Source organism: Tenacibaculum sp. M341, assembly GCF_004337695.1.
GTDB lineage: Bacteria > Bacteroidota > Bacteroidia > Flavobacteriales > Flavobacteriaceae > Polaribacter.
The window spans coordinates 131,692-148,803 of record NZ_SJXJ01000008.1 but is presented as its reverse complement, the minus strand read 5'-3'; the positions used below and the strand labels follow the sequence as shown (position 1 = coordinate 148,803).

The window sequence follows — 17,112 nt, the reverse complement described above, 5'->3', positions numbered from 1 at the left end:
TTTAATAAAATGGTATTTTATTTTTTAGCCAAAAGCTTTTTAGTCTTTCTAAAATACACTAATAAATAAATCATACCTAAGAAAATAATAAAGGATGAAAAATAAAAGATACTCGGTACTTTGGTTATTGACTCTTTAAAATACCATCCGGATGATAAGGCTCCTAAACCAATTCCAGCTTCCAAGGCTATAAAGCGAGTAGCAATAGCTTTACCTCTAAACTCTTTAATACTTAAATCTATATTCCAAGCATTTATTGTAGGAGATAAAATTCCCATTGCTGATCCATAAAAACAAGCTCCTATATACAATTGATCTTCCGAAACAAAATACCCTAGGTATAATAGCGAAACTATTAATAAAAACATTCCTATTTTCATTACAATGGGTCTTCCATAAACATCAGAAGCTTTTCCAGAAATAAAACGAATAACTAAAGATGAAACCGTAAAATAAATAAAGAAAGAACCTTTGTTCACGATTCCTAAATGTGAACTCCAATCAGGAATTATCGTCAATAACGCTCCAAAAGGAATATAATACACAAAAGTTAAAATGGCAGCCGGCAGCACCTCTTTGGCTATAATTTCATTTTTAGAAATCTTCAATATTTGAAATGAAAATGTTTGCTTGTTTTGTAAACTTTCTTTGATAGTTAAAAAAGCAACTACAGATAATAAAGACATTACAAAAGAACTATAAAACAATACATCAAAAGAATAATGCAATTTTATAAAACTTCCTATAACAGGTCCTAAAGCAAAACCTGTACTAAAAAACAATCCTTGTACACCAATAGCTTCTCCCCATCTTTTTTGTGGAATAATATCTGCTACATAAGCTGATATTGCAGTTGGTGTAAAACCTGTTGAAAATCCGTGAAAAAAACGTAAAAACAAAAAGCCTATTACTGTAGAGAGTAACGGATACAATAATCCACAAATAACACAAACCAATGAACCGAATATCATTACCGGTTTTCTTCCAATAGTATCAGTTAGCTTACCACTAAATGGTCTTGAAATACCAGCAGTAAGGGTAAATAAAGCAATTATTAAACCTTTGTACTCATCGCCTCCCAAACTACTTAAATATTCTGGAAGTTCAGGTAAAAGCATATTAAAACTACTTGAAAAAAGCAAGGAACAAATACAGATTAAAATAAACTTTGGGGTATAAATTGAGGTTTTCTTTATCATTTAATTTTTGTAATACTTTTTAATTGAATCTTTTATGTAATTCCAAATAAAACTTGATCCTTTTTCTATTGGTTGAGATTTCTCTTTTACCTTATTAAAAGGTACCTCAAACTCTTTCCATGTTCCTCCTCCATTTTCTAAATTTTGCATAATAGGTTCAAGTCTATCAATTGCTTTTGCAAATTTAGCTTCTTTTGTTTCTCCCTGTTCAAATTCTAGCCAAATATTTATTAATTTGTCAGATTGTTCTGTAGGTAAGATCCCAAAAATACGTTTAGCTGCTTTTAATTCATTAACAGTGTTATTATGACTTTTATTGGTGTCATATAAGAAAACATCACCAGCATCTATTTCTACAATATCATGTATTAAAACCATCGAAATAACTTTTAAAACATCAATTGGTTCATTACTATGTTCAGATAACACTAAAACCATCATTGCTAAATGCCATGAATGCTCTGCATCATTTTCTCTTCTATCACTATTAAACAACTTACTTTTTCTTTCTATATACTTAATCTTATCTATTTCTTTAATAAAATCTAGTTGTTTTAATAATCTCTCTGTCTTCATTTCTTTACTTTTATAGTTATTAAAGGTTGCAAAGAAATTGTGATTAATAATTATAAAAAAGGACATTTGTCTTTAGCATAAAAATGATACGTACAAACAATAATTTATTAAGCTATATAAACAACTTAAAAACTGAATATCAATCTTTCTTTATTGAAGAGCATTTTGATAAAAAAACGGTTATTGCTAAAGAAGATACTCGAATAAAATGGATATATATTATTAAAGAAGGTATAACCAAATGTTCTTTAACAAACGAAGATGGTAAGGAATTTATTCAGGAGTTTTTTGGTAAAGGAATGAAGTTTGGTGAATTAGAAGCTATTAATAATAAAGCTATTTATTGCTCTATGAGTTCAATAACTAAAGTGATAGTTTATAAAATTTCTCATAAAAACTTTCATGTACTTTTAAATGAAGATGCAGACTTCAACCATTTAGTTTTACTTAGTTTAGTTACAAAAATTAGTAACAAAGGACCTCGATTTGCATTACAACAACAAAAAACGGTGAAAGATAATATTAAAAAATTATTGGTAGATTTTCCTGATATTTTAAATCAAATACCGAAACAAGATATTGCTAATTATCTTGGTATTACTATAAGAAGTTTTAATCGTGTATTAAGTGAAATAAAAAAACCGAGTTAAAAACTCGGCTTTTCTTATATATTCAAAATATTATTTATTGTCCTACTCCGTAGAAAGAACTACCTAAATAATCATCTATATCAGAAACTTTTTTAACAGCTTCAAACATATTGTATGTTTGATTTTTTCTCTGGTTCGCTATTCTCTTTCTGTAAGTATCATAGTTTGGTAAATCAGCAGGTAAGTCTTTCTTAGTTACTTTAAAAGCATACACACCTCTATCACCAACGATGTCTTTTACGATCTCGTTTTCTTTAGCATTTAACATTGCCCCTACTACTTTAGGTTCAAAACCGATACCAGTAATTGTTGGAGACTTTAAATTAACATCAGTTACTGTTCTTTTAGTTTGACTATTAGCTTTAGCCATTTCATCTAAAGTACTTCCAGTTAACTTATCTTTTAATAAAGCTGCTTTCTTTTCATTTTGAAGAATCGGACGAACTCTAGCAATTGCTTTATCAACTGGCATTAAACCTTCTTCTGTTTTACCTGTTAAAGTTGCAATTACATAACCACCATCAACATCAAAACGCTTATAATCACCTACATTTACATCTTTACCAAATGCCCAAGAAATAATTTGTCTTTCATTTCCTAAACCAGGAACATTTTCATCTAAAGCTTTTAAACCTTCAGCTGGAGAAGACTTTAATTTTTTCTCTTCAGCAATATCTGCTAACTTTTTACCATTTGCTATTTCTAAAGCAAAAGACTCAGCATCTTGATAAACTGCATTTTCAGTAGCTTCTGAAGCTTCAATTAAACGACTAACAGTAGCTAATTTTAAAGCGTTATTAAAATTCTTTTGTCCCATAATTTCAATAATATGGAAACCAAAGTTAGATTTTATAACACCTAAATCTCCTTTTGCTCCTTCAAAAACGAAATCTCTAAATTCTGGAACCATTCTGTTGTATGGGAACCAATCGTAAAAACCTCCTTTTTCTACAGAACCTTTATCTGAAGAATATTCTTTTACAAAACCTTCAAATTTAGATTTGTTAGTTTTTAATACGTTTAATAAGCTATCTGCTAATTGTTTTGCTTCTCCTTCAGTTTTAGTAACTGTTGCATCAGCAGTTGCAGTTCCTACGTAAGGAATTAAAATATGTCTTGCTTGAACTGAATCTGGCATTTCAATTACATCAGTAATTTTAGAAATTTTAAAATAACCTTTGTCTTTGTATGGTCCGAACACGTCTCCTTTGTTACCTTTAAATAAAGTATCAGCAATTACTTGTGGTACTTGATTTTTAAATTGAATATTTTCATTTAATGGAGTGTCAGACTTAGCATCTTCTAAAAACTGTCTGTAATCAGTTGTATTTTTTAAACCTGGAATACCACTAGCATCTTCTATTAAAGCAGCAACTTTAGCTTTAGTTTCAGCTTCATCTTCAGCAGATGCAGTAATATCAAACTTTACATAACTAATATCTCTTGAAGCTTCTACCTCAAACTCATTTGCATGATTTTGGATGTAACTTGCAATTTCACTTTTCTTAATTGTAACAGTACTATCTGGGATAGAAGTATAAGGTAAGTAAACTAACTCTCCACTTAACTTAGTGTTTTCAATTAAGTATTCAGATTTCCCTTCGTCTAACGAAGCTCCTAAACCTGCACCTACTAAATTGTCATAAGTAGTTCTTTGTAAATTAGTTTTTACAGAAGCCATATAACGCTTCCAGTTTGCCCAATCATTAGAATTCTCAGCTTTCATAGTTGCTAAAAATTCTTTGAATTTATCTTTATCAAAAATACCAGTTGTTTGGAATCTTGGATCGTTTTTAATAAATTCAGTATCGTATAAAGCATTCATAATATCAGCTTCACCAACTGTAATTCCTGCCTCACTTAATTGATTAGCATATATTTTTTCTCTGATAAGGTTGTTCCAAACTGTTTTTGCAGCTTGCATTTCAGATACACGATTTCCTGTTTGTGCTTTATAATTATCTAAAGCTTCTGCAAATTCCTGACGTGAAATAGTTTCACCATTTACTTCTCCTACCTCATTGACTTTGGTTGAGTTGAAAAAATCTGATAAAGTTGAAGGATCTAATACGAAAGCAAATAATGCTAAACCAACTATAAGAATTAAAAGCCAAGATCGGTCTCTAATTTTTGATAAAATTGCCATTTCTACGTTTATTTAATTAACAGTGTGCGAAAATACAATTTCACATTTAATAATGCAACGTTTTAAAGCTTTAATATGAGAGTTTAAAAAGGTTTAATAACAGAGATTAAAAAGCTAAATTTTGTTTTTGTAGAATTGCCTAGAAGATTTACACTATCGATAATAAACACATAAAATTAAAACAATGTTTATTCCATACGTGTTTTGTAACTTTTTTTTTGTTTAAAAAATTAGTTTTCTTTTGTCAAAACCTCAAGCAACACATCGTCTATTTTTGTTGAGCTTACTTTATTGATTTTAATCTTAAGATGACCTACAATAATTTCGTCATCTGCTTCGGGAATGCTTTCGGTGTGATAAATAATGAAACCACCTAAAGTTTCGTAAGCTTCTTCCTTAGGAATATCTAAATTGTACTCTTCGTTTAAATAATCAACCTCTAATCTTGCTGAAAAATTAAATTGATTATCATTTATTTTTTCTTCTAATAGCTCTTGATTATCATGCTCATCTTCAATTTCTCCGAACAACTCCTCCACTACATCCTCTACAGTTATAATTCCAGAAGTACCGCCATATTCATCAACAACAACAGCAATGCTTTTCCTCTTTTTCATTAAAACATTCAAAACATCATTTATTATCATTGATTCAGGAACAATTTCTACAGGTAACAAAATTGATTTGATTGTTCTTGGTTTTTTAAACAACTCAAAGGCATTTACATACCCGATAATATCATCTAATGAATTTTTATATACCAATATTTTTGAAAACCCAGTTTCTACAAATGCTTCCTTTAAATTAGTAACAGACTGATGTAAATCTACCGCTATGATTTCTGTTCTAGGTACCATAATTTCTCTAGCTTTCACCTTATGAAACTCTAAAGCATTTTGAAAAATTTGTATTTCAGAATCAACTTCATCATCTTCATGTTTAGTTTCTAATTGCTCAGAAATATAATTCCCTAATTCTTCTTTACTGAATTCTGTTTGAACTTCATCTTCTTTTGTTTTAAAGAACACTCTCAAGAAAAAATCAGAAATTCTAGAAATAACACTTGATAAAACATAGAATAAAAGATAGAAGAAGTAAGCAGGTATTGCAAATATTTTAAGCGCCTCATTGGCATAAACTCTAAAAATAGCCTTCGGTAAAAACTCAGCTGTAATTAATATAATTACTGTTGATATTAATGTTTGAGTTAATAACTGTAAATCATCTAAAAAAGTATTGATGATTGTAAAATTAGAAGGTAAAAATGACTGAAACCAAGTCATTAATAACTCCCCCATAAAATAACTGTAAATTACCAATGCAATATTATTACCAACTAACATTGTAGTAATAAACCTTGATGAATTTTGAGTTATTTTACTGAAAATTTTTGATAAAAAACCTTCTCCTTTTTTTTCTAGCTCTATATGAAGTTTATTTGCTGATACAAAAGCAATCTCCATACCTGAAAAAAAAGCAGAAAATACTATGGAAAATACAATAATTATAATATCGTAATTCATTTGTTGTTATTGATTCCTATCTTGAATTTTTCTTCTAAAATTTCTTTTAAACAAAAATATTAGAATGATAAAAATAGCAAAACCAAACATAAAAAACGACTGTTCTTTATTTGTATTCCATTTTAATACTCCTTCTACTATAAAAATAATTCCTACAACTAAATATCCGTATTGGATATACTTCCATAATGCATTCATTATAAACTCTCTTTATTAACTTCTATTTCTCCAGTAATATCTTTCATTATCCAAGCAGATAAATCTTGTTTAGATTCAAAACCATACCCACTAATCGTATCTTTTGTACTTGTTACTCTAAATCCATCTTCAGTAAAAAAATACTTTTCTCTTTGATCCCAAAACAATTGATTTGTTTCTAACCTTCTTCCATTAGTGTAATTATATACAACTACATTTCCTTTAATTTCTGAAACTCTAGTTCTAGCATAAGTTAAAGCATAATCTCCTATAATTAAAGTAGAATCTTTTTTATTCTTATCGTAAGAAACAATTCTAATTCCTTTAGGAAACTCATTGTAAGGATGTTCTTTTCTGTTAGAAAAATCTAGCAACAAAGGCGTTACCAATTTAGAAGTGACTTTTCCAGAATCTTTGTGAATATGATCTACATCTTTTGCAACTCCAATAGGAAGATTTTTATCCATTAAAAAATCTCTTACCTTTTTGGTGTCATTTTCACATGAAAAAAGCATTGCTATCAAACTAATGACAGCAATGCTTTTTATGTTATATTTTATAATACTTTTCATTCGACTACTAAGGTACGCGAACAGTTTCTCCTACCCAACAGTTAATCTTATGAGAACTTCCAGATGTAACACCTTTTTGGAATATTAATTTTTTAGAAGGAACATTTCCTTTATAACTTTTAATATATCTACCAGCTCCACATCCTGGATCTACTCTTTGTGCTTTTTGTGCTTTGTTTAAAGCTGCAACGTATACCATTCTCTTTTCAAACTCATCACTACCACAAGAGTTTGCACTCTTAGCATATAAACTAGCAATGAATAAATAAGCTTTACCCATATTAGGGTTGAACTTTAAAGCTTCATAAGCTAATGCTCTTGCTCTAGACTTACTAGATGTACCTTGAGCTTCTCTTAACTTTAATCTTGCTTTCTTTAAAGGATCTGTTTCTAAATCGAAACATTCTTTTCTCTTTTTAGCAGCTTCAGCTTTCTTACCATTCTTCTCTAAAATACCTGCTACGAAAGAACAAGCATCAGCAGATGGAGAAACCTCAGAATATCTTACCGCTAATTTTTCAAATAAAGGATCAGTTTGACATCCTTTGTTATATAATCTTGATACTGCTCTTCTTAACCAAGTTCCGTTATCTTTGTTAGCGTCAAAATCTTTAGTGTAGATTGGAATTAATCTCTCACATGTAGCTATTTCAGATAACTTAGCATCTAATCCACCTTCAACTTGACCTAAAGCTTTAGAGTTAATTGTGTAAGCTTTTAATCTTCTCTTTTCTTTTGCATCAATAGTTCCTAAAGAATCTTTCACTAATAATGGAGAAATCTTTTTGTTATAATCATCTAACTTCTCTCCTACTGATTCTACTACATCATCATACGTATCAAATACTTTTTGAGGATCACTGTCTTTATACTTATTTAAAACTCCTTCGAAATACTTGTAAATATTCTTTACACTCATATCTTTTGGAGAAATACCATAAGCTAATTCTAAAATTTTAAAAATCTCATCATCAGAAGCTAACTTATTCTTAGATAAAAAAGTTGCATAATCACTATGTGCCTTTGCAGTTTCTTTATTTGGAAAATTAGCTAACCTTGTTTCATAAACTTTTTTTGCCAATACAGCATCTTTAGTTTTGTCAGCTACTTTAGAACCATATTTATAAATGTTTACAGATAATTTTGAACAATTATCCATTAACCAATTTAAATCTGGTTTAGCCTCTTCATACTTCTTTGTAGTTACATTACCTTTAAACAAGTTGTACTTCAAAGTACACTCTTGATTAGCTTGTGCGTTAGTTACAACGAACGCGAATAAAAACAAGCTAGTTAATACATACGTAATTTTTTTCATAATTATCGTTTTATCGTGTTTTTGCTTTTGTTAATCTATTTCTCTCTTTTTAAACCAGTTTAAGCTATTTAATGATAAACTTAATCTGATATTAAAATATTCTTCTTTAATTAAATTATTGTCTATTGTTCCCTTCTGTCCATACTCAAATCCAAAATTAAGACTTGATAACTGTCTTGGTAATGGTAAACCAAAACCAATATTTATGCCAAAATCGTTAATTGACTCAAAATTATTTCCTGTATTTGTTCCATCAACTAATAATCCAACCTTTTCAAAACGAACCCCAGCCCTATAAGTAACTGTTTGCCAGTAACTAGAAATTGAATTAATTTTAGGAATGTAATACCCTCCAATAGAAGTTCTTCTTGATGATTCAAATTTATAAGTAGAACCTTGAACTACATTTCCTGTATTATTAAAAGCATTTTGGAATTCAGAATCGACACCAACATACCACTTGTTATCTTTTCCAATACCAACACCAATGATTGATTTTAATGGATTTGTTAACGATCCATCTACTTCTCTATCATAAAGAACATCTCTTGGTAACTCATTTCCATTTGCATCAAATGAAAAAGTATATAACGATTCGTTACCTGTTACACTAAGATTGTTTTGTAATTGTAAAGTTGCCCCAACATTTAATTGTAAGTCATTCTTTAACTCTCTCTTGTATTGTGCTCCTAATTTAAATTGCCCACCTCTTACTTTAGTATTTCTTTCATACTTAGTTAATAAAGAAACATCAGCTAATTGGTTAGCTAAATCGTTCTCTATAGTACCAAAAACAAAAGCTGCTTCAAAACCTAATGCTAATCCTTCAATTACATTGATTCCAAAACCACCGTAAAGTCTTGTTGTTCCACCAGTACCTGTAAAACGAGAAACCTCTGTTATGTTTCCTTCGGTATCTAAAACACTATTTGATAAAGCATATCCAACATTTGAAAGCGGTTGAAGACCTGCTGAAAAACCTGCTTTATCTCCTACAGGAAAACCTAAAGCTATGTATCGTAAACTTGTTGTACTTCCACTATCGCTAGCATCGTTTGTAGCTATTTTTAACAAAAAAAGATTACCTCCAAGTGCATAAGTTGCTACTCTTAAATCTGCATTTGCTGCTGGATTTGTAAAGTTTAAGTGACTGTAATCTTTTAAAGCAACCCCAATTCCTCCCATTGATGCTTGTTCAACTGTTGTTCTACTTACATCTTCTCCAATCCCAAAAAAAGAATAAGGTGATGAACTGTTCCTCTGCGCATATATCACTACTGATATCGTTGTAAAAACAACAGCAAGAAATTTCTTAATCATTCGTTCTATTATAAGTCAATATTTTATGTAATCCTTCCAAAACCAAATTTGGATTGGCAAATATGTCATTTTTTAATTGTTTAGCCAAAAAAATTGTGTCTCCTCCTGTTAAAACAACTGTTAAATCTTCATATTTTCTTTTGTATTGATTAATAACTCCATCAATTTCGTTGCATAAACCATTTACAATTCCAGAATGAATGCAATCTTTTGTGTTTTTGCCAATAAAATGGCTTGGTTCTTCAGAATTTAATAACGGTAATTTTGAAGTATAATTATTTAATGATTGGTACCTCATTTTTAATCCAGGAGAAATTGCGCCTCCTAAATATTCATTTTCTTTATTTACAAAATCGTAAGTAACACAAGTACCAGCATCAATTAATAAAAAATTTGTTTCTTTTTTAGTACATGCTGCGTAAGATGCTAATGCTATTCTATCCACACCAAGAGTTTTTGGAGTTTCATACAAGTTTATGAATGGAATTTTAGTTTCATGATTCAACTCTATTAAATGCAGATTCTCTTTTAATTTAGCTATTTCACTTTCTTCTAAAGTAGCTACTGCAGATATAATGGCTTGTTCAATTTGATATTTTTTTGAAATTTTTTTGACTTCTAAAAAAATTTCTTCTTTCTTAAAAACAAAAACATCTTTTATAGTATCCTTTTCAAAAACAGCACATTTAGCTCTGGTATTACCTACATCAATTATTAAATCCATTGGTTTATTTTGAATTTTGCGCAAATTTAAAATAGATTTTTCACATTTATATTTGCTTTGATCAAAAAAAAGATTGTATATTTGCATCCGCTAACGCGATGGTGCCTTAGCTCAGTTGGTAGAGCAAAGGACTGAAAATCCTTGTGTCCCTGGTTCGATTCCTGGAGGCACCACCATAAAAGCCTTAAAACATCTCGTTTTAAGGCTTTATTCTTTTATAGCACAAACAAAATATTCTTTTTCAAATTTAAGTTTGTCCTAATTTCTACTTAAAATTTAGCAGATCTTTTAGAAATTGTAGTTGTAAGCACATCTTCCAAAACTGTTTACATAATATGGAAAACGACATTCGCGTCCATCTCTATCTATTTCTACAAAAGGATTTCCATTGTTAAAACTTCCATTAATAGTTTTTTGATCTTGCTTACTGATTGGTTTTCCTAGACTTTTAAATTTTTCTGTCATAATAATAAATTTATATGGTTGATAATACTAACTGATTTTCAGTTAGTTTACTAAAAACACAAAAAACTCTTACAGAATAACAAGCTAAAAAAAATTTAAGTCAACTTTAACAAACAGAAAAACAAACACTTGACTCATAAACGCAAAACTTTTCATCAAAAAATCATTTTTTTTTATTGTTATTTTAAAAAAGGTTATATATTTGCATCCGCTAATGCGATGGTGCCTTAGCTCAGTTGGTAGAGCAAAGGACTGAAAATCCTTGTGTCCCTGGTTCGATTCCTGGAGGCACCACCATAAAAGCCTTAAAACATTTTCGTTTTAAGGCTTTATTTTTTTATACTGCTTACTTTTAAACTCAATAAATTACAGCTGTGAAATAATCCAATTTTAAACAGTTACTATTTCAGTTTTATTAACAAATTCTATATAATACTTTAACACCTGTTCTGGAGCTTCAGTTTGAGGATAATGTCCTATTTCATCTAACAAAATCACGTCTGAATTTGAAATCAACTCTTTATAACGATCAGCCATATGCTTTCCCGAAATAGGATCAACTACTCCATTAATTAGTCTTAAAGGAATATTTGTTGATTCTAAAGCTCCAACCCATCGTTGACGATATTTCTTTCTCTCTTCCATGTATCTAATCAAACGATGCATAATCTTTTTTCCTTTATTGTAATTCATCAATTCCCAAAACTGATCAATCTCTTCTGATGTTGGTTGAGTTTCTGATCCAAAAATCGCTTTAAAACTAACTGTAAATTTCTTTTTTGATGTAAACAAACTAATTAAAAAACCTATAGGGCTTATCAATAGTTTTTGAATGAATCTTGGTTTATGTACTTCTGGAAATAAACCTCCATTTAGTAAACATAAAGAGTTTACAGAAAAACTAAGCTTTCCACTATTGAATCTTGCTAATAACTCTTGTGCGACTGTATCACCATAATCATGCGATAAAATAGCACAATTATCTACAGACAACTGTTTTAATACAAACTCATGAATATCTGCTTGATTTAAAATTGAATACTTATACGCTTTGGGTTTATCAGAAAAACCAAAACCAATCATATCCAATGCTATAACTCTATAATTACTTACTAAATCAGTCCATACCTTACACCAATCCCAAGAAGAAGTTGGAAACCCATGTATTAACAACAAAACATCTCCTTCACCTTCATCAACGTAAAAAATAGCTTGTCCATTATAATCTATAAAACTCCCTTTATCTTTCCATTCTTGAATATTCATACTTAATAATTTATTCCTATTTTTTTGTATAAATGTCCCAGAATCCATGCTGGACCTATTAATAAAAATTGAAGATCTTTGATAAAAGAAGGCTTTTTTCCTTCATGGTTATGACCAACAAACTGAAATATCCATGAAACGGCAAAAATCACTAAAGAAACAATCCAAAGTGGAGTTTTAAAATAAAGTTCTATTTGATAATTACCCCATAAAGCCAATAAAGAAACCAATATCATGCCTAAAAAAATAGGTTTTGAAATACGAAAATAAAATACAAGTCCTACAATTATAAGAATACTTCCTGCATGAGCAAACGGACTCATATATACTGGTAAAAAAGCTTTTAAACTTTCAAAAGAAATAGAAGCGAGTAATCCTATGATGCTAAAAAAAATTAGCGGTACAAAAATATAATGGATTACTTTATTAAATTTAGTTTGATGACTTTCTCCATATTCAGAAAACCACTGATCTGCTGTTCTCATACTCAAATATTTAATTTACTATTTTACAAATTTTTTAATCTGCTGATATTCCTCTAATCCTTTTTCTGTTAAATGAGGAATAATTAACTGCATAACCATTGCAACTGGTGTTGTTTGATTTACTTGATAAGTAGGTGTTGTAATAACTTGATCTTGTGAAGACCAAAAAGCACTAATCATCCAAATATTATGAACCAATTTATTATAATCTACAAACAAGGACTCTGGTTTCATTCTACCACTTTCAACATAATAATTTATTAACTTTCTGCCTTGCTCAAAACGAATTAAGTTAGATGCTTCATACATTTTTTTTACCTCAGGAAATTGCCTAATTATATGCACTACTTCATTAAAGAAAAAACGATAACGCTTCATCAACCCATGAAATCGTTCCATCATTAATTCAAAATCATGAAGAGTTATATACCCCTCTGTAACAATATAGTTACTTGCTTCTTCATGCATTTTTTTATAGATCAGCTCAATCAAGCTTTTCTTTGTTTTATAATGATAGGTTAAATTACCTGGACTCATTTGTAAAGCTTCCGCTAATTGCCTCATGGTTACACTAGAAAAACCTTTCTCATTAAATAGAGAAATTGCACTTGCTTGTATTTTATCTTTAACACTCATTAGTACAAGTTTACTAATTTTATTTAAAAATAAAAAAAATCGTACTAATTCGATACAAAAAAAATCCCTTATTGTTTTAAGAACAATAAGGGATTCTAGACTTTACTCTAAAAAACTTCGCTTGCTATCGCATGAATATTATCTGATTTTCCCATTGAGTAATAATGCACAAAAGGAACACCATTCTTTATAAGTTCTTTACTCTGTTCAATACACCACTCTATTCCTACCTGCCTGACTTCTTTGTTGTCTTTACATTTAATAACACTCATAATTAAATCATCTGGCAAATCTACTTTAAAACGGTGTGGAATTAAATTCAACTGTTTTTTTGTTGCTACAGGCTTTAAGCCAGGAATAATTGGAACTGTGATTCCTTCTTTTCTACATTTCGCAACAAAATCAAAATACTTTTGATTATCAAAAAACATTTGTGTTACTATATATTCTGCTCCCTTTTTTATTTTTTTCTTTAAAAAATGGATATCAGAATCTAAACTTGGAGCTTCCATATGTTTCTCTGGATACCCCGCCACACCGATACAAAAATTAGTAGCTGATGTATTTTGTAAATCTTCATCTAAATAAACTCCCGAATTCAATCCTTTTACTTGTTTAACCAAATCACTAGCATAACGATGTCCTTCTTTTTCTGGTCTGAAATAAATTTCACTCTTTACAGCATCACCTCTTAACGCCATTACATTATCAATACCTAAAAAATCTAAATCAATTAAGAAGTTTTCAGTATCTTCTTTACTAAAACCACCACACAAAATATGTGGTATTGCATCTACATTATACTTATTTTGAATAGCCGCACAAATACCTACTGTACCAGGTCTTTTCTTAACTATTTTTTTCTCTAAGAAACCATTATCTAACTCTTTATAAATATACTCTTCTCTATGATACGTTACATCTATAAACGGCGGATTAAACTCCATTAAAGGATCTATATTATTAAAAATAGAATCTATATGCTGACCTTTTAAGGGCGGCAATATTTCAAACGAAAAACGAGTTTTTCCACTTGATTGCTTAATATGTTCTGTTACTTTCATTGTGTAAGTTAAGTTCTAAATCAATATTTTTTTTAATTCTTCAAAGTCTCCTTCATATTCCCAATAAATCCATCTTCCATGCGCATAATCCGTTAATATAAATTGCTCACTAATAGATTTTACTCGATCTATATTTACTAGCTTTTTAGTAAAACCTTCTACTTTTATTTCTTCTATTATCTCTTGATTATCTGCATCAAAACCATGAACTATTTGATGACTTCCCAATTTTAATTCTATAAATTTTGTTTTCATTTTAGTCTGCTAAATTTGGATTTAGCCATTTTTCAGCCTCTTCCTTTGTTATGTTCCTCCTTTTGGAATAATCTACTAATTGGTCTTCTGTTATTTTACCTAAACCAAAATATTTCGCTTCTGGATTTCCAAAATAATATCCAGAAACACTAGCTGCAGGCCACATAGCTAAACTTTCTGTAAGCCTTACTCCTATTTTTTCTTCAACACCTAATAAGTCCCAAATTGTATTTTTCTCTAAATGATCTGGACAGGCAGGGTACCCTGGAGCAGGTCGAATTCCTTTATAATTTTCTTTAATCAACTCTTCATTACTTAAGTTTTCCTCTGAAGCATATCCCCAATGTGTAGTTCTTACTTCTTTATGAAGATATTCTGCATAAGCTTCAGCTAAACGATCGGCTAATGCTTTAATCATAATTGAATTATAATCGTCATTTTCCTGTTCATACTGTAAAGCCAATGCTTCTGTTCCAAAACCTGTAGACACACAAAAACAACCTATATAATCTTCTTTACTCGTTTCTTTAGGTGCAATAAAATCTGATAATGCCAAATTAGACACTCCTTCTTTTTTCTTTAACTGTTGCCTTAGTGTTACAAAAGTTGCAGTTATATTTCCTTCATCATCATATACTTCAATATCATCTTCATTAACAGTATTTGCTTTAAACAAACCATAAACCGCCTTTGATTTCAATAGTTTTTCATTTACTATTTTAGTCAATAACTCTTGAGCATCTTTGTATAATTCAGATGCTTGCTCACCCACAATATCATCAGTTAAAATATCCGGAAACTTACCATGTAAATCCCAAGATCTAAAAAAAGGACTCCAATCTATATAATCTAACAATTGTTTTAAATCAGTATTTTCAATAACATGAATTCCTAATTGATTCGGTTTAGTTATCTCTGCAGATTCCCAATCGATTTTATATTTTCGTTTGCGTGCTTCATCAATAGATATATAAGACTTTGTTTTACCTCTCTTTAAAAACTTTTCTCTGAATATTCCATAATCTTTCTTCAGATTTGATATATATTCAGTTCTGGTATCTTCATTCAACAAATCACCAACTATAGTTACTGCTCTTGATGCATCATTTACATGCACTACTGCATTTTTATATTGTGTATCAATTTTAACAGCTGTATGTGCTTTGGAAGTAGTAGCACCACCAATTAAAAGTGGTACATCAAAGTTTTGACGTTCCATTTCTTTGGCTAAATACACCATTTCATCTAAAGAAGGTGTTATTAAACCACTTAAACCTATAGCATCTACATTTTCTTTTTTAGCTGTTTCTATAATTTTTTCCGGAGGAACCATTACACCTAAATCAACTATTTGGTAATTATTACAACCTAAAACTACTGACACTATATTTTTACCAATATCATGCACATCTCCTTTTACGGTTGCCATTAAAATTTTACCTAATACTTGTTGCTCTTCTCCTTTTTCTTCTTCTATAAAAGGATTTAAATATGCCACAGCTTTTTTCATTACTCTGGCTGATTTTACTACCTGAGGTAAAAACATTTTACCTACACCAAATAAATCTCCTACTACATTCATTCCTGTCATTAAATGACCTTCAATAACATGTAAGGGTTTTGCCACACTTAACCTTGCTTCCTCTGCGTCTTCAATGATAAAAGTATCTATCCCTTTTACTAAAGAATGCGTAATTCGTTCTTGTAAAGAAAGTTTTCTCCACTCTAATGCTTTTGCATTGTCTTGTTTTTTAACTCCCTTTACAGTTTCAGCAAATTCTAATAAGCGTTCTGTAGCATCTTCTCTTCTATCTAAAATTACATCTTCAACATACTCCAATAAATCTTTTGGTATATCATCGTACACTTCTAGCATTGTTGGATTCACTATTCCTATATTCATTCCTGCTTGAATTGCATGATATAAGAAAACAGAATGCATTGCTTCACGAACAATATTATTTCCTCTAAACGAAAAAGACACGTTACTTACACCACCACTAACACTTACATGGGGTAAATTTTCTCTAACCCATTTGGTAGCATCTATAAAATCAATGGCATTTCTTCTGTGCTCTTCCATTCCTGTAGCTACAGGAAATATATTCAAATCAAAAATGATATCTTCCGGTGGAAAACCTACTTTATTAACTAAAACATCATATGATCTTTCTGCTATTTCAATTCTCCTTTCGTAGTTATCAGCTTGTCCAACCTCATCAAAAGCCATAACAATTACAGCTGCTCCGTATCGCTTAATTTGAGTTGCTTCCCAAATAAACTTCTCTTCTCCTTCTTTTAAACTAATTGAATTTACAACGCATTTTCCTTGTACCACTTGCAATCCAGCTTCTATAATATCCCATTTAGAACTGTCTATCATAATGGGAACGCGACAAATATCTGGTTCAGAAGCTATCAAATTTAAAAAACGAACCATGGCTTGTTTTCCATCTATCAAACCATCATCCATATTAATATCGATAATTTGAGCACCTCCTTCTACTTGATGTCTTGCTATAGACAGTGCTTCATCAAATTCTTCTTCTTTTATCAATCGAAGGAATTTTCTAGATCCCGCTACATTAGTTCTTTCTCCTACATTTATAAAATTACTTTCAGGAGTTATAATTAAAGGTTCTAAACCACTTAATCTCATATATCTTTTTTCTTCAGTCATCTTTTATTTAATTGGTATATTCAACACTTAAAAAG

The 17,112-nt window shown here is 30.0% G+C and carries 17 protein-coding genes and 2 tRNA genes; 3 read left to right on the top strand and 16 right to left on the bottom strand.

The window, feature by feature from the left end; translation table 11 throughout:
• Window positions 1–17: 17 nt before the first annotated feature.
• On the bottom strand, window positions 18–1,199 hold the full coding sequence (locus EYW44_RS10850) for an MFS transporter (RefSeq protein WP_132723692.1): 1,182 nt from the start codon (window positions 1,197–1,199) through the stop codon (window positions 18–20).
• Window positions 1,200–1,775, bottom strand: coding sequence for an HD domain-containing protein (locus EYW44_RS10845; RefSeq protein WP_132723691.1), 576 nt, complete (start codon window positions 1,773–1,775; stop codon window positions 1,200–1,202).
• Between the two features lie 83 nt (window positions 1,776–1,858).
• Here EYW44_RS10845 and EYW44_RS10840 point away from each other — a divergent pair, with 83 nt between their 5' ends.
• Window positions 1,859–2,425, top strand: a complete 567-nt coding sequence (locus EYW44_RS10840; protein WP_132723690.1) for a Crp/Fnr family transcriptional regulator — start codon at window positions 1,859–1,861, stop codon at window positions 2,423–2,425.
• Window positions 2,426–2,459: 34 nt separating this feature from the next.
• Here EYW44_RS10840 and EYW44_RS10835 read toward each other — a convergent pair whose 3' ends face one another.
• From EYW44_RS10835 to EYW44_RS10805, 7 genes are all read right to left on the bottom strand, one after another.
• The gene (locus EYW44_RS10835; protein ID WP_132723689.1) at window positions 2,460–4,571 is read right to left on the bottom strand and encodes a peptidylprolyl isomerase; all 2,112 of its coding nucleotides are present in this window, start codon (window positions 4,569–4,571) and stop codon (window positions 2,460–2,462) included.
• Window positions 4,572–4,801: 230 nt separating this feature from the next.
• The gene (locus EYW44_RS10830; RefSeq protein WP_132723688.1) at window positions 4,802–6,094 is read right to left on the bottom strand and encodes a hemolysin family protein; all 1,293 of its coding nucleotides are present in this window, start codon (window positions 6,092–6,094) and stop codon (window positions 4,802–4,804) included.
• A 6-nt stretch (window positions 6,095–6,100) separates the two neighbouring features.
• The gene (locus EYW44_RS10825; RefSeq protein WP_132723687.1) at window positions 6,101–6,292 is read right to left on the bottom strand and encodes a hypothetical protein; all 192 of its coding nucleotides are present in this window, start codon (window positions 6,290–6,292) and stop codon (window positions 6,101–6,103) included.
• Window positions 6,292–6,864 carry an LPS export ABC transporter periplasmic protein LptC gene (gene lptC, locus EYW44_RS10820; RefSeq protein WP_132723686.1) on the bottom strand — a complete coding sequence of 191 codons (573 nt, stop codon included), beginning with the start codon at window positions 6,862–6,864 and terminating at the stop codon, window positions 6,292–6,294. The genes EYW44_RS10825 and lptC overlap by 1 nt, the downstream gene beginning before the upstream one ends.
• Window positions 6,865–6,871: 7 nt before the next feature.
• Window positions 6,872–8,182 carry a hypothetical protein gene (locus EYW44_RS10815; RefSeq protein WP_132723685.1) on the bottom strand — a complete coding sequence of 437 codons (1,311 nt, stop codon included), beginning with the start codon at window positions 8,180–8,182 and terminating at the stop codon, window positions 6,872–6,874.
• A gap of 30 nt (window positions 8,183–8,212) precedes the next feature.
• On the bottom strand, window positions 8,213–9,502 hold the full coding sequence (locus EYW44_RS10810; RefSeq protein WP_132723684.1) for a hypothetical protein: 1,290 nt from the start codon (window positions 9,500–9,502) through the stop codon (window positions 8,213–8,215).
• On the bottom strand, window positions 9,495–10,226 hold the full coding sequence (locus EYW44_RS10805) for a type III pantothenate kinase (RefSeq protein ID WP_132723683.1): 732 nt from the start codon (window positions 10,224–10,226) through the stop codon (window positions 9,495–9,497). The genes EYW44_RS10810 and EYW44_RS10805 overlap by 8 nt, the downstream gene beginning before the upstream one ends.
• A 100-nt stretch (window positions 10,227–10,326) precedes the next feature.
• On the opposite strand from EYW44_RS10805, the gene EYW44_RS10800 reads away from it, so the two are divergent.
• A tRNA-Phe gene (locus EYW44_RS10800) sits at window positions 10,327–10,402 on the top strand.
• 112 nt (window positions 10,403–10,514) lie between these two features.
• Here the strand turns inward: EYW44_RS10800 and EYW44_RS22180 are convergent.
• Entirely contained in the window at window positions 10,515–10,691 is a 177-nt protein-coding gene (locus EYW44_RS22180; protein WP_165872201.1) for a hypothetical protein, read from the bottom strand.
• 221 nt (window positions 10,692–10,912) lie between these two features.
• Here EYW44_RS22180 and EYW44_RS10795 point away from each other — a divergent pair.
• Window positions 10,913–10,988 (top strand) — tRNA-Phe (locus EYW44_RS10795).
• A 93-nt stretch (window positions 10,989–11,081) separates the two neighbouring features.
• Here the strand turns inward: EYW44_RS10795 and EYW44_RS10790 are convergent.
• The 6 genes from EYW44_RS10790 to metH form a co-directional block, all read right to left on the bottom strand.
• Entirely contained in the window at window positions 11,082–11,957 is an 876-nt protein-coding gene (locus tag EYW44_RS10790; protein WP_132723682.1) for an alpha/beta fold hydrolase, read from the bottom strand.
• A gap of 2 nt (window positions 11,958–11,959) precedes the next feature.
• Window positions 11,960–12,442, bottom strand: coding sequence for an Mpo1 family 2-hydroxy fatty acid dioxygenase (locus EYW44_RS10785; RefSeq protein WP_132723681.1), 483 nt, complete (start codon window positions 12,440–12,442; stop codon window positions 11,960–11,962).
• An 18-nt stretch (window positions 12,443–12,460) separates the two neighbouring features.
• Window positions 12,461–13,078 (bottom strand): TetR/AcrR family transcriptional regulator, encoded by a 618-nt coding sequence (locus tag EYW44_RS10780; RefSeq protein ID WP_132723680.1) that lies wholly within the window; start codon window positions 13,076–13,078, stop codon window positions 12,461–12,463.
• Window positions 13,079–13,185: 107 nt separating this feature from the next.
• On the bottom strand, window positions 13,186–14,142 hold the full coding sequence (gene metF / locus EYW44_RS10775) for a methylenetetrahydrofolate reductase [NAD(P)H] (protein WP_132723679.1): 957 nt from the start codon (window positions 14,140–14,142) through the stop codon (window positions 13,186–13,188).
• A 15-nt stretch (window positions 14,143–14,157) separates the two neighbouring features.
• The gene (locus tag EYW44_RS10770; RefSeq protein WP_132723678.1) at window positions 14,158–14,397 is read right to left on the bottom strand and encodes a hypothetical protein; all 240 of its coding nucleotides are present in this window, start codon (window positions 14,395–14,397) and stop codon (window positions 14,158–14,160) included.
• A 1-nt stretch (window position 14,398) separates the two neighbouring features.
• Window positions 14,399–17,077, bottom strand: coding sequence for a methionine synthase (metH, locus tag EYW44_RS10765; RefSeq protein ID WP_132723677.1), 2,679 nt, complete (start codon window positions 17,075–17,077; stop codon window positions 14,399–14,401).
• Window positions 17,078–17,112: the final 35 nt, after the last annotated feature.

Bases quoted from the DNA above. Each gene is read 5' to 3' on its own strand.
- EYW44_RS10850 (WP_132723692.1), bottom strand. From the start codon at position 1,199: ATGATAAAGAAAACCTCAATTTATACCCCAAAGTTTATTTTAATCTGT.
- EYW44_RS10845 (WP_132723691.1), bottom strand. From the start codon at position 1,775: ATGAAGACAGAGAGATTATTAAAACAACTAGATTTTATTAAAGAAATA.
- EYW44_RS10840 (WP_132723690.1), top strand. From the start codon at position 1,859: ATGATACGTACAAACAATAATTTATTAAGCTATATAAACAACTTAAAA.
- EYW44_RS10835 (WP_132723689.1), bottom strand. From the start codon at position 4,571: ATGGCAATTTTATCAAAAATTAGAGACCGATCTTGGCTTTTAATTCTT.
- EYW44_RS10830 (WP_132723688.1), bottom strand. From the start codon at position 6,094: ATGAATTACGATATTATAATTATTGTATTTTCCATAGTATTTTCTGCT.
- EYW44_RS10825 (WP_132723687.1), bottom strand. From the start codon at position 6,292: ATGAATGCATTATGGAAGTATATCCAATACGGATATTTAGTTGTAGGA.
- lptC (WP_132723686.1), bottom strand. From the start codon at position 6,864: ATGAAAAGTATTATAAAATATAACATAAAAAGCATTGCTGTCATTAGT.
- EYW44_RS10815 (WP_132723685.1), bottom strand. From the start codon at position 8,182: ATGAAAAAAATTACGTATGTATTAACTAGCTTGTTTTTATTCGCGTTC.
- EYW44_RS10810 (WP_132723684.1), bottom strand. From the start codon at position 9,502: ATGATTAAGAAATTTCTTGCTGTTGTTTTTACAACGATATCAGTAGTG.
- EYW44_RS10805 (WP_132723683.1), bottom strand. From the start codon at position 10,226: ATGGATTTAATAATTGATGTAGGTAATACCAGAGCTAAATGTGCTGTT.
- EYW44_RS22180 (WP_165872201.1), bottom strand. From the start codon at position 10,691: ATGACAGAAAAATTTAAAAGTCTAGGAAAACCAATCAGTAAGCAAGAT.
- EYW44_RS10790 (WP_132723682.1), bottom strand. From the start codon at position 11,957: ATGAATATTCAAGAATGGAAAGATAAAGGGAGTTTTATAGATTATAAT.
- EYW44_RS10785 (WP_132723681.1), bottom strand. From the start codon at position 12,442: ATGAGAACAGCAGATCAGTGGTTTTCTGAATATGGAGAAAGTCATCAA.
- EYW44_RS10780 (WP_132723680.1), bottom strand. From the start codon at position 13,078: ATGAGTGTTAAAGATAAAATACAAGCAAGTGCAATTTCTCTATTTAAT.
- metF (WP_132723679.1), bottom strand. From the start codon at position 14,142: ATGAAAGTAACAGAACATATTAAGCAATCAAGTGGAAAAACTCGTTTT.
- EYW44_RS10770 (WP_132723678.1), bottom strand. From the start codon at position 14,397: ATGAAAACAAAATTTATAGAATTAAAATTGGGAAGTCATCAAATAGTT.
- metH (WP_132723677.1), bottom strand. From the start codon at position 17,077: ATGACTGAAGAAAAAAGATATATGAGATTAAGTGGTTTAGAACCTTTA.